The organism is Streptomyces pseudovenezuelae (genome assembly GCF_029892565.1).
Lineage (GTDB): Bacteria > Actinomycetota > Actinomycetes > Streptomycetales > Streptomycetaceae > Streptomyces > Streptomyces pseudovenezuelae_A.
In genome coordinates this window covers 36,936-50,770 of sequence record NZ_JARXVH010000028.1, presented here as the reverse complement: position 1 = coordinate 50,770, position 13,835 = coordinate 36,936, and the positions used below count along the sequence as shown (strand labels likewise).

Below are 13,835 nucleotides of genomic sequence, written 5' to 3'. Positions count from 1 at the left end.
CGAGTCCCGGGTGTTCCGCGAGGCAGACGGCCGCAGTCTGCACCATCTTGCCTTCTGCCGATCAACTGGAGTGGATCTGTGCTCCCTTGAGCAGTGCTGTGCTGGACCGTCTGCTCGCGCGTCGCGTCCGCACGGAGCCCTGGCTCTGGGTGGTGGTTCAGTGGTGGTCGTTGCCGGTTTGGCGGAGCTGGTCGGTGTGGTGGGTGATGGTGTTGATGCGGGCTGCGAGGTCGGGGTGGTTGGCCTTGAGGTGTGTGTGGGTGTCGGTGAGTGGGCCGATGAGGTTGACGGTGTCGTTGTCGGCGAGGGCTTGGGTGAGGCGGGTCAGGGGGGTGTGGGCCTGGGTGGGGAGATCGGTGAGTGCGGTGATCTGGCCGGCGAGCTGGCGCAGGTCGGCTGCGTTGGAGCGGGCCCAGGTGGTGAGGGTGCGGTCGGCGGCGCGGCGGTTGCGGGTGGCTTGTACGCGCTGTTCGCCGGTGGCGCCGGGTGTGCCGGGACGTACCCGCAGGTAGCGGCGCTCTGCGGCCTGGCGGCTGGCGACGCCCAGGGGGTGGGCGAGGTCGGCCCAGCTGGAGCCTGCCGCGCGTGCTGCCTCGATGAGTCCGGGTTCCCATCCGGCGAGTTGGTCGCGTAGTTCGCGCAGCATGAGCAGGGCGGCCAGGACTTCCTGGGAACTGGCCTGTGCGCCTTCGGCGGGTGGTGGGGTCTGCGTGTTCTGGGCGGTGCGGACGGCTTCGTTGATGGTGTTCAGCGCTGCCGCGGCGGCGAAGAACGAGGTGGGGTCGCGGGGGGCGGGGGAGGTGGTCATGGAGATCCTCTCAGGCCGTCATCGTTTGGATGACATATCACTTGTCATCGCATGGATGACATGTTACAACGGTGTCAGACGAAGCGCATTGGCAGTTCCTGCCAGACCTGTGGAGGTGTTTTCGCGATGTTGATGCGCACCGACCCGTTCCGCGAACTCGACCGGCTCGCTCAGCAGTTGACAGGTGTGACCGGTACCTGGTCCAGGCCCTCGGCGATGCCGATGGACGCCTACCGGGAGGGTGAGGAGTATGTGATCGCCCTCGACCTGCCGGGTGTGGCGAAGGACGCGATCGACATCGACGTCGAGCGGAACATGCTCACCGTCAAGGCCGAGCGCCGCCCGGTCGCGAAGGCCGACGACGTGCAGATGGAGCTCTCCGAGCGGCCCCTGGGTGTCTTCTCCCGGCAGCTGGTGCTGGCCGACACCCTGGATGCCGAGGGCATCACGGCCGACTACGAAGCAGGGGTGCTGACCCTGCGGATCCCGATCGCCGAGCGCGCCAAGCCCCGCAAGATCACCATCGGCGGGGCGTCCGAGCCCCGGCAGATCGGCGGCTGAGGAGCCAGTCCCCTCGACCGCACGGACGGCGGAGAACGGGCATCGATCTCCCCCTCTGGTCCCGTTCTCCGCGTCCCGTCCTTCGCACTACGACCTGGTGGGTGAGGTCCGGGCCGAGCTGGCCGTCCGGCTCCCGGAAGCCTTCGCCCTGGTTCTCCTCAATCCGCCGCAGGCCAGCCAGCCGCTCCCGCCGGAGCGGTTCCTGCGGGCGACTGCGGCGTGGATTGAGGGGCAACCAACCAGACCGCTGCCCGGGATGCCGGCGCCGTACTGAGCGTGACCGCCGGTGCGGTGGGCGAGGAACTCACCCGCCGCATTCTGTTCCAGCTCCCCCCGGGCTACGGCCTTCTCCTCGGCCGCCCCGACTCCACCTGAGCCCACTGAGGCGCGGCCCGCCCGCACAGTCACAGGGCCGTCCCTCATCCGGCCGGCCCTTCCCGCCGGCGACGAGCCCATTGCACGAGAAAGGCAACCGCATCCCCATGCTTCCGCTGCGTGAACCGGCCTTTGCCCGGCCTGGCATGACGTTTCACCAGATGTTGGAAAGAATCCGCTACGAGGGCGCGTATCCCACCCGGGAGCGGGCCGAGGACGTCACACGCGCCGTACTGGAGGCCTTGGGCCGCCAGCTCACCGGCGACGAACGCGTCGAACTCGCCGCCTGCCTCCCTGCGGAGGCCGCCCTGGACTTCACCGGCCAGATCCCATCCCCTCAACCGCTCACCGGCTGGTGCTTCGTCAAGGACCTGGCTGCCCGCACCGGTGCCACCCCCGCGACCGCCCGCTGGGATACCGGAGCCGTCCTGGCCGTCGTCGGCCGCCTGGCCGGCCTCAGCCTCCTGGACCGCATCCTCACCCAGCTCCCGTCCGGATACGCACTGCTGTTCGGCCGCGCCGAACTCACCCAGCCCGCCTGACCGTCCCGGGCCGCAGAGCGAGAACGGCTGCGGTGGTCAAGGACACGGCTGGAACGTGAAAGGGCTCCGGCGATGACATGGTCGGGGCCCTGCGTTCCGGGCTGCTGGCCCGGGCAGGCCGCCATCCTGCCGACGGCCGTACGACGCCGGCCGGGTCAGGCGTCCGCCGCGTGGTGCGACCCTGCCGCGGTGCGGTGCTCTTCGTTGATGCGGCGGGCTTCTTCGAGCTGGTCTTCGAGGATGACGATGCGGCAGGCGGCCTCGACCGGCATGCCCTGGTCGACGAGTTCGCGAGCGCGCGCGGCGATCTTCAGCTGGTAGCGGGAGTAGCGGCGGTGGCCGCCCTCCGAGCGCAAGGGCGTGATCAGACGGGCTTCACCGATCGCCCGCAGGAAGGCAGGCGTGGCGCCGAGCAGCTCGGCGGCCCGTCCCATCGTGTAGGCGGGGTAGTCGTCGTCGTCGATACGACTCAGAGGGTCTTCTGCGGTCATTCGCACCTCGTTTGCGGGAACGCATCGGGGGGCCCTGGTGCCGTACGGCACCAGGGCCCCAAGGGAATTCCAACACCATCGGCCGGCTTACTGCGATGCCGGCCTTCTCTGTCCGCCCACTCTCCCGTGAGAGGGAGATGCGTGCGGGGATCGCGTCTGCGTGACCGTGGGACCACCTTCCGTTCCGGGGCCTGCGGTACCCGGGCCGACTATCTCCGCCCGGGCGATCCTGATGGTGTCTGCCTCCTTCACTTCCTTCTGATCCATCTGCTTGCGCCTGCGGGTCCTGCGTACTGCTGACGGCCCCGGTGGGCCGCCCGACCCGGCAGTCAGCGAGGGGGCCCCGAGATCCTTCCGGCCCCGCCACTCCACTGCCGTGCCACTACCTGCCTGCGTCCTGCGTGCGTGGCAGTTCGTGTCTGCCGCGCTTTCCTGACTTCCTGGCTACGGGCAAGACATTAGCCCCCCGCGATCCTCAATGTCTACTCCCACCGCTACAGATTTTCTGCGTGCCGGGGTGGCTGTGTTCTGTCATCCGGCCACGCCGGAAGCTGCAACGGAAGATGGAGGGCAGGTGCGAAGCCGTAGAGCGGGGGTACACCGCCTGGCGCTGCACAGCGGTAGAACCGATGCAGGTGAGCGCATGAACAGCAGGAGGGTAACGATCGCTCGTCGGGCTTGAGCTGCCGAAACATAGTCGAACATGTCTGTGGCCTGCGGAGGTCGCCCACCTGTTTCGGTGCTGAGGCAGGCAAGGAGCGCACTATCGTTGAGCAGTGCTCTAATCGGTTCACGCGGCGGCGCGGCCTGGTGCTGCGGACTAAGCAACTTGCTCTCGCCCCTCGAGGTCGCGCTCCACCTCGCGGCGATCCTCATGTGGACCCGGCGCTGACCTGGTGCGCTCAGAGGCTGAAGACCCGTCGGGCGTTGCCGGACAGGAACAGCTCGGTGGCCTCCTCGTCCAGGTCCAGCTCGTCGAGGTGTTCCAGCGCCTGGACGGGGGTGATCATGGGGTAGTTGGTGCCGAACAGCACCTTCCGGCGGCCCCGGCCGCGCAGGTACTCGACGAGCTCGGGCGGGTAGCGGCGGGCGGTGTAGGCGCTGGTGTCGATGTAGACGTTCGCGTGCTTGTCGGCCACCGCGATCATCTCCGTGGTCCACGGATAGCCGATGTGACCACACACGATGGTCAGCTCGGGGAAGTCGAGCGCGACCTGGTCGATATAAGGGATCGGACGGCCTGTCTCGGACGGGCGCAGTGGGCCGGTGTGCCCGACCTGGGTGCAAAACGGGATACCGAGATCCACGCAGACGGTGTACAGCGGGTAGTACAGCCGGTCGGTGGGCGGAAGTTGCCACAGCCAAGGCACGATGCGCAGGGCCACGAAGCCAAGCTCATCCACTGCCCGGCGCACCTCTCGCACGGCCTGGACCGGACGGGTGAGGTCTGCGCCGGCCACCCCGCGCAACCGTCCCCCCGACTGGGCAACGAACTCCGCCACCTCGTCATTGCTGATCAGCACCCCCTGGGGCCCGTACCAGGCCGCCGAAAGGCCAATCTCGACATCAGCCGCCGCCATCGCGGCCACCGTCGCCTTGACCGGCACCTGCTCCTCCAACAGGCCCCGCCCCGTCCACCGGCGCAACGACTCGAACATTTCGTGGTTGGAGTGGCGGAGCGTGGGGTGCTGCATCCACGCATCGATGACCGGCATCAGGTTTCCTGCCTCTCTGATGGCGCTCCGACTGAGCTCAATCGGAAGATAAGCGATCGCTTACTTAGGCCTTAACCAGCACATGTCGTCCGCAACCACCCCTCAAGCGGGAGGACCTCAAGGTCCGCAATATGAGCAAGGCGCCCGCGTCGAAGCCCGACCCCGGCCGGCCGGGCCTCTTCCTGCACAACGGGGCCGCGGCGAAGGCCGGGCTCAACAGGTCGATCAACGATGCCGGTTGGGGGGTGGCGGAGCGGACAGCAGAACGAACCTTCGTCTCGTACACGCCGACTGCCATCGCCAGCACCATGCCAGCGACGGCAAACGGCCTCATAAGCAGGAACCCGCGTCGTCCATAGGGGCTTGCTTGAGCCGGATGCGGTTAACGTCGCACGTCCGGTTCTGAGGGGGCCGGGGCACAGCAATGTGCTCCGGCTACCCGACCGGGAAGTGATCGCCGTAGATCCCCGCAACGCCTCCCGCCAGTGCCCCGACTGCGGGCACACCGCCAAGGAGAACCGGCCCACACAGGAGAAGTTCCACTGCGTCGCCTGCGGCCACACTGACACAGTGGGAGCCATCAACGTATTACGGGCCGGGCTGGTCCGTCGCAACGCCAACCCGGCGTAACGAGAAGCCCCCGGCTTCAACCGGGGGAGGAGTCACGAGGTTGTGCGCCGTGGCGGAATGGTCGTGCCAAGGCGTGGACAATCCCGTTGACGGGGGCACGAGCCTGGGTGAACAGCGACGACGTGTCGGTGAGGGCGAATAGTCTCTCGACCCTGGGGCTGACGGCCCGGACGCGAAGTGTCTTTCCGTCCGACAGCGCGATCCAGCGGACGCGCAGCAGGACATTGAGGCCGGAACAGTCGCAGAAACCGACTCCGCTCAGGTCGAGGTCCACGCCTTGGGAAAACCGGGCCAGTGCCAGGCGCAGAGCGTGTTGCATCGTCTGTTCCGTGTCCATGTCGATCTCTCCGGAGATCGTCACGACCGTATGGCCCCCGGCCGGATGCGTCACGATCTCCAGGAAAGCCGACGGGGCGACCGCCGCTGGGACGCGCGGCGTTGCAGGGATGGCTGGGCCGCTGCTCCTGGGCGGAGCGGAAGGTTGGCGTTCCGGCATGGCAGTCGCTCCCGAAGCGTTCGCCTGTCCTCTGCCAGTACAAGTCTCATCAGGCGTATGGAACGCGTCAAGAGATACATGAAATCTGTTTCGCTCCTTTGAATGCGTGAACATCACGTCCTAAACTGGGGCGCATGGGTGGAGTATCCGAGACACACGCAGGATGGACGTTCCTCACCAGCCATGCCCGGGTGTTGGCCACGATCGCCGAGGATTACCGCATCCGCATACGTGACATCGCCGCGCGGTGCAGGCTTACCGAGAGGGCCGTCCAGAAGATCATTTCCGATCTGGAGGAGGACGGCTATCTCACGCATACACGGCAGGGGCGAACCAATGTGTATCGCATCGAGCCGGGGACCATCCTGCGGCATCCGGCCGAGGCGGGGATGACGGTCGAAGCGCTGCTTTCCGCCCTCGCGCGGCACGACGCGCAGCGTGATGGACGACCACAGCGGTCGTCGACGGTATTGCCGCGTGAGCGTGATTCCGAATCCGCCAGGTGACGGCGGCGACCTGGGCGCTGGAGCGCCTGGGCATCTGCCGGCCCGCGTGTTGTCCCATCTGGCGCAGGCGGTGAGCGGCGCTGTTTGAAGCAGGCGGCAAAGTGGACTTGGTCGCTGCTGAGTGGCAAAGGTTGTCCGACGGCGCCGTGGTGAGCGGTCCCGTCGGACAGCGCCGCAGCCGTCCTTCGAAACCCGGATCGAGCCGGCCGGCACCCTCGCCGTCCGGCTGCCGGGCGCGGGCTGAGAAGGCCGAGAGGAACGGGGGCATGGAGGGAGGCCGCCGAGCCCTTGCCGAGGTGGCATTCCGCGGGCAGCCTCCCGCCGGAGCCCCCTGTCGTCTGCTCAACCGCACGCTCTACAGCGCGTCCCTCGGGGTCGACTCGTTCCACGTTCGGGAGGCGACGCGTCGACCGCACTCGTACGCGTCCAGCGTGGCGTTGACGTGGAACGTCTCGGCGCCGCAGGTCAGTCGGGTGTTCGTGCGGACTTGCACGTCCCAGTCCCTGCGCCGGAAAGTCATCGTCCAGGTCACCTCGCCGGCCGGTGACGTGAAGTCGTCGGCGACCGAGGTGTACCGCTCCTCGGCGCGGCAGCCGACGTCGAGGTCCATCGTGTCGTAGTGGACGGTGCTGCGGTCCTTGACGATGTTCAGGCCGCGCCGTAGTCAATCAGGTCGCGAGTGACCTCCCAGCGTTGCTCGGGCGGGGTGCTCTGTGTCGTCGCGAGGGGGGGCCGTGCCCTCGGGCGCCTCGAACGGGGCCGACGCGTCGGACTCGGCCGTCGGGCGGACCGGCAGGACGAGGCGACAGGGTTGCTCGTGCACGGTCAGGAGCGTGGGCCTCGGCGGTGGCCAGGCCAACGGCCAGTACGACGTGGACAGGGAGAGCCGTATGCGATGGCCCAGCGGGAAGCCCTGTGCCACACCGTTCAGGTGCAGCGTGGCCCGTTCGCGCTGGCCCGGTTCCAGGGGGGCTCGTCCGCGCTGTCCCGGCGCGTCAGGTTGAGGACGCCGTAGGTGACCTGGGTGGCGCTGCCGTCGGGGGCCACGTCCGGCAGTCGGCCACACCCGGCGCCAGCCCCCCGTCCCACACCCCTTGTTGTTCCGAAAGATCAGCACCCTGCAGCCCGCAATGCCATGTGCTGCACAACCCCAGCTTCACTCGAAACGAACCGCACCCTTTTCGCTTCCCCGGTCCCGGTCTGTCGCGGGGAGGGCGTTGTCGATGAGGACGGCGGCGATGGCGGCGGCGGCGGGGAAGGATTCGGCATTGAGGACTCGGGTGCGGGCCGAGGCGCCATCGAGGAGCAGCGCCAGTTGTTCGCCGAGCTGTTCGGGGTTGGCGGCGCCGCCTTCGCGGGCCGTTTCGGCGAGCCGCGCGGCGACGGCGAGCTTGTAGTCGCGTGCGTATTGGGACGCGGGGTGTTGGGGGTCGTGGATTTCGACGGTCGCCGCGATGTAGGGGCACAGGGGCGTGAGTTCCTCTGGGCCGGATGTGGGGACCTCGAAGGCGGCGAGGAGTCGTTCGCGGGGTGTGAGGTCGGTGCGGTCGAACACTCCGGCCATGATGTCGGGATCGAATCGGCGCAGGTATTCGGCGACCAGGTCGTCCTTGCCGGTGAAGTGCTGGTAGGCCGTGCGCTTCGAGACCTGGGCCACTGCGCAGAGTTGGTCCATGCCGGTGCGGTTGATGCCCTGAGCGCGGAACAGTTGCTGTGATGCGCTGAGGATGCGCTCGCGCGCCCCCCTGCCGCGGCGCCGGCCTTGGGGGCCCTTCTCCAGCTTCGTCATGACTCCATCATAGCCCAGCGCGGTACCGCTCGGTGTACATAGCTTGCGTTCCCGCCGGTCGACGGATACGTTTTAAGTACACAGCTCGGTGTACAAAGGAGTAATCGTGGGAAAGCTCGATGGCAAGGTAGCGGTGATCACGGGCGGGTCGACCGGCATGGCGCTGGCCGGCGCGAAGCTGTTCGCCGAGGAAGGGGCTCATGTTTTCATCACGGGCCGGCGGCAGGAGGCGCTGGATGACGCCGTCAAGGTGATCGGCCGGAACGTGACCGCCGTGCAGGGGGACGCGGCCGACCTGGACGACCTGGACCGTTTGTACGAGACGGTCAGGCGGGACAAGGGCTCGATCGACGTGCTGTGGGCGAGTGCCGGTATGGGTGAGCAGGGCAAGCTCGGCGAGATCACCGAGGAGCAGTTCCATCGCGCGTTCTCGCTGAACGCGCGCGGCACGCTGTTCACCGTGCAAAAGGCGCTGCCGCTGCTCAACGACGGTGGCTCGATCTTCATGACCGGGTCGAACGCTTCGCTCAGGGGCTTCCCGGGGTGGAGTGTGTATGCGGGGAGCAAGGCCGTGCAGCAGGCCTGGGCCCGTGTGTGGCTGAACGAGCTGAGGGACAGGCGGATCCGGGTGAACGTGCTGACCCCCGGCCAGGTCGCCACGGCCAAGCAGGAGGAGTTGTTCGACGAGGAGACGAAGCGGCAGTTCGAGTCCCTGATCCCGCGGGGCAAGATGGGCCGCCCCGAGGAGATCGCGACGGTCGCGCTGTTCCTCGCCTCGGACGACTCAAGCTATGTGAACGGGCTGGAACTGACCACCGACGGCGGCACCACGGTGATCTGAACGGACTCACCAGGTGACCACATGGTGGCTCCCGCTGCCGTCCGCCGTCGACATGCAGGGGCGCCTTGCGCATGTCCTCGGCGTGCAGCCCTGGGAACTGCACACGAACGGGGAGTAACGATCATAGATGCCACTGTCCCATGTCTGTGACCTCCTAGGAACAGGTCACCGAGGGGCAGGTTCACGCATCCCGACCTACCGGCGGAATATCAGCCGGCGCCGACTGGATGCCGGCATCCAGTCGGCCCCGGCTCCTCCGCCAGCACCGAACTCTGCACAGACGAAACAAAGCGATGTCCGAGAACAAGGAAGAGAGCACACCTCATGAGCAGCATCAGCATCATTGGCACTGGGAACATGGCCCGTACCATCGGCGCGCTGGCGGTAGCGGGCGGCAACACTGTCGAGGTCATGGGCCGCGATCACTCCAAGTCCGCTGACCTGGCCAAGGCTCTCGGCGGCGCCACGCAGGGAGAGTGGGGCGCCGTCCCGGCCGGGGACATCGTCATCGTGGCCCTGTTGTTCGACGGTGTCGTTCCGGCCGTCGCCCACTACGGAGACGCCCTCGCGGGCAAGGTCATCGTCGACATTAGCAACCCCTTCAATTCCACGTTGGACGGTCTGGCCCACCGCGAGGTCACCTCGATCGCGCAGGAAGTCGCCAAGGTGGCCCCGGCCGGTGCCAGCGTGGTGAAGGGATTCAACACCGTCTTCCGTCATGTCCTGGAGAACGGCCGGCCCGACGTCTTCATCGCTGGCGACAATGTGCAGGCCAAGGCGGGCGTGGAGGCGTTCATCAAGAGCCTCGGGATGCGCCCGATGGACGCCGGTGGCCTGGAAATGGCGCACTGGCTGGAAGGAGCGGGTGTGCTCACGATGGGCCTCGCCCGCCACGGGGTGGGGGGTTGGGACTTCGCCCTCGGCGTCACGGAACTTCCCGCCTGAGCTGCACCGGAGGAGATACTCGCGACGAAGCTTGGAGGTGGTCGGCGGCCCCTTTCCCTTTACGGAGAGTCTTGACCGCTGAACCCGGAGTCGTGTCCGCCGGCGGGCCGATGTGGTCGGCGTTCCGGAAGCCGTGTGATCGCGGCGCTCACTGCCAGCCCGAGCGTGACACCGACAGCGGAGCCAACGCTCTGCGCCCAGGCATCGTCGAGGGAGCCGGGCAGGACGGCTCTTGTGAGCCGGCTGGCAGCCGACAGGACTGTTAGCGCGGCCAGTATGGCCGTCCAGCGGTACCGCACTCCGTCGATGATGTCGCCATAAAAGAGGAGCAGCAGTGCCATGCCGAACTCGTCGTCCCAGCCGATCGCGGTGAGCCCGGCCCCGAAGGCAAGCGCGAACAGCCAGAGCCCCACCAGTTGCCGGGCGAACGTGGGCGGCTGCCGTCTTGCACCACGCGGGGGCCAGAAGAACCGTGTGATGTGCTGGACGATCGCGTACTTCTGCATGACTCGCGTCCCGATCCCCCCGGGGTAGCCGACTTCTGCCGGCGCTCAGTAGTAGGACGCACAGGAGCAGGACGCGGTTGTGGTGAAGTGTTGCCGCATGTCGTCTCGGGGAGCCAGAGGCTGTCGATCTTCGCTTCTGGTGACAGAAGGGCCGCCGACACCGAATTCGCATGTGTGACAAGCCGCGTGCCTTGCTTGTGACAACCAGGCCGCTTCAACCGGTCCTGTACACCGGATCTTCTGCCTCCCCTGGTGACAACTTCCGTCCTTCGGCTCACGAGTACGGAGCAACCTGAAGAGCTGGCGAGGTGCTCAGCCGGTGGTTCGTGAGGTGTCCAGGGAACTGGCGAAGTCGGCGAGCGTGTGGAAGTCGTTCTCTCGTGGGCCGATCCGCGGGTTGACGTGGTGCAGGAGCCCGGGCCCTTGATGGTGGGCGGTCACGTACGTCTGATCCAGCTCACTCTGCTCGTCGTCCACCCAGGCGAAAGGACGGCCGCCTGCGTAGTCCACCAGCGGCTCGGTCTTCCAGTGGACTCCATCGGGGCGTTCTTGGAGTAGGACGTCGCCGAAGTCGACGAAGGGAAGTTCCGGAAGGCCGAGGACCGGTGCGATCCACCGGTTGGCGTCGTCCATCCATGTGGTGGCCCAGCACACCTCGAAGCCGAGCTGGAGCAGGATTCGTCCGTGCTCTGGGTTGAGCCAGACACGTAGGGGGCGTCGTCGGGACGCCTCTCCGGCTGGGCCGTGTAGGGGTTGAGCGGCCCGTCCACGTCGAGAAACAGCGGCGGTCGGTTCACGGTTTCCCCCGGTCTTGCTCACTGTGGACGGCCCCGATCAGCGTAGCTGTGGGATTGTCTCGGCATTGGGCCAGCCTGATTGATGATCACGATATGGCGAGTGTGATCACGGCATTGGAGCCGTCCTGGATAGCCCCGTTCACAGGGCTGAGCCCGCGCTGCTTCGGCAAGTTGCTGACCACGTTGCGGCGCGATGGAGCAGATGTGGTCCACCGAGACCGGCCGTGGAGTGCGTACCAATCTGACGTTGCGGCAGCTCGCTCCGCTGTTCGGCGTCTCGAAGTCCACGGCCGGCCGAGTCATCAACTACCTCGGGCCCCTGCTCGCACTCCGGCCCCGCAAGCGGTTCGCCAAGGACACCGTTCTCATCGTGGACGGCACCCTGGTCCCCACCCGCGACCACCAGGTCGCCGAGCAGTCCAAGAACTACCGGTACTCCACCAACCACCAGGTCGTCGTCGACGCCGACACCCGGCTCGTCGTCGCCGTCGGCCGGCCGTGCCCGGCAACCGCAACGACTGCACGGCGTGGGAGCTGTCCGGCACGAAGGGCACCGTCGGCCACACCACGGTCATCGCCGACGGCGGCTACGGGGCACCGGCCCGCTCATCCCGCACCGCCGCGAACCCGGCCAGACCGAACTCCCTGCCTGGAAAGCAGAACACAACCGCTCGCACCGCAAGGTCCGAGCCCGCGTCGAGCACGTCTTCGCCCACATGAAGACCTGGAAGATTCTCCGCGACTGCCGCCTGAAAGGTGACGGCGCTCCCCACGCCATGCTCGGCATCGCCCGGATGCACAACCTCGTCCTCGCCGAGTAGCTCGACAGGTGGCACGGTGGCCCGCTATGCCCGAGGCGACTCAAAGATCTTTACGGGGCAACCCTTAGTACGGCTGAAGGGGTTGGACTATCCGTTGTGTGCTTCGAACTCGGTCGCCAGCGTCTGTTGGGTGGCCGCCCACGACGCCAGGAGCGCTAAATTGTCAGCGGTCGGTGTGCCCGCGGGTGCGGTGTAGACGTTGAGGTGCAGGCCGGGTTCGGCGGGCAGTTCCAGGGATTCGACGTCCAAGTCGAGCTGGCCCACGATCGGATGGTGCATACGCTTGCGGCCGGACCGGTGCAGCCGCACGTCCTGAGATGCCCACCGCTGCCGAAATAGCTCACTGCACGTTGACAGTTCGCCGACCAAGGCGATCAGTTCCTCGTCGTGCGGATTGCGGCCGGCTTCCATGCGTAGCTTCGCGGCCACGCCACCGGCAACCTGGTCGTAGTCGACAAAGAAATCTCTGGCCGCCTCGGGGTTCAGATAGACGAACCGCGCTGTGTTCGCGGGCCGTCGCGGGTCGGCCAGCACCGGTGAATACAGCGCGCGAGCGAGTTGATTCATGGCGAGCACGTCATAACGGCCGTTACCGATCCAGGCCGGCGCATCGGAGATCGCGTCGAGTACCTGCTGCAGCGTCGAGCGCACCGCCACGGCAGGCCTGCGCCGGCCTGGGCTGCGGGGCGCCCTCGATTGGCGTGCGAGGTGGAACAGGTGGTCGCGCTCGGCTTCGTCGAGCTGCAAGGCAGAGGCCAACGCCTCGAGCACGCCGTCGGAGGCACCGGCGAGGCTGCCGCGCTCCATGCGCACGTAGTAGTCGACCGATACCCCCGCCAGTAGCGCGACCTCCTCGCGGCGCAGACCTTTGACCCGGCGGTTGCCGCCGTAAGCGGGCAGGCCCGACTGCTCGGGTGCGATGCGGGCGCGACGTGAGCTGAGAAACTCCCGGATCTCGGTGCGTAGATCCATCGCGGTTATCTCCTCACCGTAAGCCCGTCCCGCAGTTTAATGGATACCCGATGCGGTCGTTGCGGTACCGCCGTCCACCGGGATGATGGCGCCCGTGAGGTAGGACCCAGCCCGGCTGGCGAGAAACACGGCGGCACCCGCCATGTCGTCGTCGCGGCCGAGCCGGCGCAGAGGGGCCGCCGCCGCGATCGTGTCGCCGATGGCATCGATCGTGGAGTCCATCATCTGCGACGGGAACACTCCCGGTGCTACCGCGTTCACCGTGACGTGCTGTGGACCCAGCTCCCTGGCAAGTACCCTGGTGAGTTGATGGAGTGCCGCTTTGCTGCTGGCGTACGAGTAGTTGGGCGACGGGGCGACGTGGATGGCGGCGATGCTGCCGATGTTGATGATCCGTGCGGGATCATCGGCGGTGCCCGCCTTACGAAGTGCCGGGAGCAGTGCCTGCACCAGCCAGAACGGCGACTTGAGGTTGAGGTCGAGCACTGCGTCCCAGGCCTCGTCCGGGAACGTCTCCAGCGGCTCGCGCCGCATCGCTCCCGCGTTGTTGACAAGGATGTCCAGGCGGTCCGAGTCGGCCTGGACAAGATCAGCGAGGCGCTGACACTCGTCGTGCCTGGACAGGTCGGCGGGGATTGCTCGCACGTCGCCGAATTCGGACAGTAGACGCTGTGCCTCCGCGCACGTGTCTGCGTTGCGTGAGCTGATGACGACGCGGGCGCCCGCCTGGAGAAGGCCGCGCGCTATCATCATCCCAATGCCTCTGGTGCCGCCAGTGACAAGGGCGTACTTTCCCCTCAGGTCGAAAAGTTCTGTGTGAGTGGTGAATTGGTTGTCCGTCATTGGTCTTCGTCCCTTCTGTCGTGGAAGAATGCGCCGACACGGTCACGCATTCGGGGCAGCTGAATTGAACTGATGGGGTAAAGCTGCAGTGCGTTTCCATGGAGTGTTGTCGGCGCTTTCGACTCACTCAGATTGACAGGCGTTCCGGACGTCTGGGAGACCCTGGTGATACAGGTACTGCGAGATCCCCCCTTGCC

General features: G+C 67.0%; 13 protein-coding genes and 6 pseudogenes. 9 read left to right on the top strand and 10 right to left on the bottom strand.

What is annotated here, in order from left to right; genetic code table 11:
* Nucleotides 1-157 precede the first annotated feature (157 nt).
* Entirely contained in the window at nt 158-808 is a 651-nt protein-coding gene (locus M2283_RS46580; RefSeq protein WP_280882673.1) for a type III effector protein, read from the bottom strand.
* Nucleotides 809-934: 126 nt separating this feature from the next.
* Here M2283_RS46580 and M2283_RS46575 point away from each other — a divergent pair, with 126 nt between their 5' ends.
* From M2283_RS46575 to M2283_RS46565, 3 genes and pseudogenes are all read left to right on the top strand, one after another.
* Nucleotides 935-1,369 carry an Hsp20/alpha crystallin family protein gene (locus M2283_RS46575; RefSeq protein ID WP_280882672.1) on the top strand — a complete coding sequence of 145 codons (435 nt, stop codon included), beginning with the start codon at nt 935-937 and terminating at the stop codon, nt 1,367-1,369.
* A 94-nt stretch (nt 1,370-1,463) separates the two neighbouring features.
* Nucleotides 1,464-1,744 (top strand): annotated as a pseudogene (locus M2283_RS46570) (DUF2267 domain-containing protein); the annotation flags it as partial.
* A gap of 107 nt (nt 1,745-1,851) precedes the next feature.
* Nucleotides 1,852-2,286: a DUF2267 domain-containing protein gene (locus M2283_RS46565; protein ID WP_280882671.1), complete on the top strand. Its 435-nt coding sequence runs from the start codon at nt 1,852-1,854 to the stop codon at nt 2,284-2,286.
* A gap of 155 nt (nt 2,287-2,441) precedes the next feature.
* On the opposite strand, the gene M2283_RS46560 is transcribed toward M2283_RS46565, so the two are convergent.
* Complete coding sequence (locus M2283_RS46560; RefSeq protein WP_280882670.1) at nt 2,442-2,777, bottom strand: MerR family transcriptional regulator; 336 nt, start codon at nt 2,775-2,777, stop codon at nt 2,442-2,444.
* A 902-nt stretch (nt 2,778-3,679) separates the two neighbouring features.
* The gene (locus tag M2283_RS46550; protein WP_280882669.1) at nt 3,680-4,492 is read right to left on the bottom strand and encodes an amidohydrolase family protein; all 813 of its coding nucleotides are present in this window, start codon (nt 4,490-4,492) and stop codon (nt 3,680-3,682) included.
* 131 nt (nt 4,493-4,623) lie between these two features.
* Between M2283_RS46550 and M2283_RS46545 the strand changes: the two are divergent.
* Together M2283_RS46545 and M2283_RS46540 are read left to right on the top strand one after the other, a co-directional pair.
* A pseudogene (locus M2283_RS46545) lies at nt 4,624-4,851 on the top strand (RNA-guided endonuclease TnpB family protein); the annotation flags it as partial.
* A gap of 85 nt (nt 4,852-4,936) precedes the next feature.
* Nucleotides 4,937-5,122: pseudogene (locus tag M2283_RS46540) on the top strand (zinc ribbon domain-containing protein); the annotation flags it as partial.
* Between the two features lie 16 nt (nt 5,123-5,138).
* Here the strand turns inward: M2283_RS46540 and M2283_RS46535 are convergent.
* Complete coding sequence (locus M2283_RS46535; RefSeq protein WP_280882668.1) at nt 5,139-5,513, bottom strand: STAS domain-containing protein; 375 nt, start codon at nt 5,511-5,513, stop codon at nt 5,139-5,141.
* A gap of 239 nt (nt 5,514-5,752) precedes the next feature.
* Between M2283_RS46535 and M2283_RS46530 the strand changes: the two genes are divergently transcribed.
* Entirely contained in the window at nt 5,753-6,124 is a 372-nt protein-coding gene (locus M2283_RS46530) for a helix-turn-helix transcriptional regulator (protein ID WP_280882667.1), read from the top strand.
* 355 nt (nt 6,125-6,479) lie between these two features.
* On the opposite strand, the pseudogene M2283_RS46525 reads toward M2283_RS46530, so the two are convergent.
* Nucleotides 6,480-7,183 (bottom strand): annotated as a pseudogene (locus M2283_RS46525) (CocE/NonD family hydrolase C-terminal non-catalytic domain-containing protein); the annotation flags it as partial.
* A gap of 97 nt (nt 7,184-7,280) precedes the next feature.
* Nucleotides 7,281-7,913 carry a TetR/AcrR family transcriptional regulator gene (locus M2283_RS46520; RefSeq protein ID WP_280882666.1) on the bottom strand — a complete coding sequence of 211 codons (633 nt, stop codon included), beginning with the start codon at nt 7,911-7,913 and terminating at the stop codon, nt 7,281-7,283.
* A 106-nt stretch (nt 7,914-8,019) separates the two neighbouring features.
* Here M2283_RS46520 and M2283_RS46515 point away from each other — a divergent pair, with 106 nt between their 5' ends.
* Both M2283_RS46515 and M2283_RS46510 read left to right on the top strand, forming a co-directional pair.
* Nucleotides 8,020-8,754 (top strand): SDR family NAD(P)-dependent oxidoreductase, encoded by a 735-nt coding sequence (locus M2283_RS46515; protein ID WP_280882665.1) that lies wholly within the window; start codon nt 8,020-8,022, stop codon nt 8,752-8,754.
* 324 nt (nt 8,755-9,078) lie between these two features.
* Nucleotides 9,079-9,699 carry an NADPH-dependent F420 reductase gene (locus M2283_RS46510; RefSeq protein WP_280882664.1) on the top strand — a complete coding sequence of 207 codons (621 nt, stop codon included), beginning with the start codon at nt 9,079-9,081 and terminating at the stop codon, nt 9,697-9,699.
* 59 nt (nt 9,700-9,758) lie between these two features.
* Here M2283_RS46510 and M2283_RS46505 read toward each other — a convergent pair whose 3' ends face one another.
* Complete coding sequence (locus M2283_RS46505) at nt 9,759-10,205, bottom strand: hypothetical protein (RefSeq protein WP_280882663.1); 447 nt, start codon at nt 10,203-10,205, stop codon at nt 9,759-9,761.
* 312 nt (nt 10,206-10,517) lie between these two features.
* Nucleotides 10,518-11,002, bottom strand: a pseudogene (locus M2283_RS46500) (hypothetical protein).
* A gap of 93 nt (nt 11,003-11,095) precedes the next feature.
* Here M2283_RS46500 and M2283_RS46495 point away from each other — a divergent pair.
* Nucleotides 11,096-11,823, top strand: a pseudogene (locus tag M2283_RS46495) (transposase).
* Nucleotides 11,824-11,910: 87 nt separating this feature from the next.
* Here M2283_RS46495 and M2283_RS46490 read toward each other — a convergent pair.
* Both M2283_RS46490 and M2283_RS46485 read right to left on the bottom strand, forming a co-directional pair.
* Nucleotides 11,911-12,795 (bottom strand): helix-turn-helix transcriptional regulator, encoded by an 885-nt coding sequence (locus M2283_RS46490; RefSeq protein ID WP_280882662.1) that lies wholly within the window; start codon nt 12,793-12,795, stop codon nt 11,911-11,913.
* Nucleotides 12,796-12,831: 36 nt separating this feature from the next.
* Nucleotides 12,832-13,638: an SDR family oxidoreductase gene (locus tag M2283_RS46485; RefSeq protein WP_280882661.1), complete on the bottom strand. Its 807-nt coding sequence runs from the start codon at nt 13,636-13,638 to the stop codon at nt 12,832-12,834.
* Nucleotides 13,639-13,835: the final 197 nt, after the last annotated feature.

What these genes read in the sequence shown, in the direction of transcription:
- M2283_RS46580 (WP_280882673.1), bottom strand. Translation starts at nt 808, where the DNA reads ATGACCACCTCCCCCGCCCCCCGCGACCCCACCTCGTTCTTCGCCGCC.
- M2283_RS46575 (WP_280882672.1), top strand. Translation starts at nt 935, where the DNA reads ATGTTGATGCGCACCGACCCGTTCCGCGAACTCGACCGGCTCGCTCAG.
- M2283_RS46565 (WP_280882671.1), top strand. Translation starts at nt 1,852, where the DNA reads ATGCTTCCGCTGCGTGAACCGGCCTTTGCCCGGCCTGGCATGACGTTT.
- M2283_RS46560 (WP_280882670.1), bottom strand. Translation starts at nt 2,777, where the DNA reads ATGACCGCAGAAGACCCTCTGAGTCGTATCGACGACGACGACTACCCC.
- M2283_RS46550 (WP_280882669.1), bottom strand. Translation starts at nt 4,492, where the DNA reads ATGCCGGTCATCGATGCGTGGATGCAGCACCCCACGCTCCGCCACTCC.
- M2283_RS46530 (WP_280882667.1), top strand. Translation starts at nt 5,753, where the DNA reads ATGGGTGGAGTATCCGAGACACACGCAGGATGGACGTTCCTCACCAGC.
- M2283_RS46520 (WP_280882666.1), bottom strand. Translation starts at nt 7,913, where the DNA reads ATGACGAAGCTGGAGAAGGGCCCCCAAGGCCGGCGCCGCGGCAGGGGG.
- M2283_RS46510 (WP_280882664.1), top strand. Translation starts at nt 9,079, where the DNA reads ATGAGCAGCATCAGCATCATTGGCACTGGGAACATGGCCCGTACCATC.
- M2283_RS46505 (WP_280882663.1), bottom strand. Translation starts at nt 10,205, where the DNA reads ATGCAGAAGTACGCGATCGTCCAGCACATCACACGGTTCTTCTGGCCC.
- M2283_RS46490 (WP_280882662.1), bottom strand. Translation starts at nt 12,795, where the DNA reads ATGGATCTACGCACCGAGATCCGGGAGTTTCTCAGCTCACGTCGCGCC.
- M2283_RS46485 (WP_280882661.1), bottom strand. Translation starts at nt 13,638, where the DNA reads ATGACGGACAACCAATTCACCACTCACACAGAACTTTTCGACCTGAGG.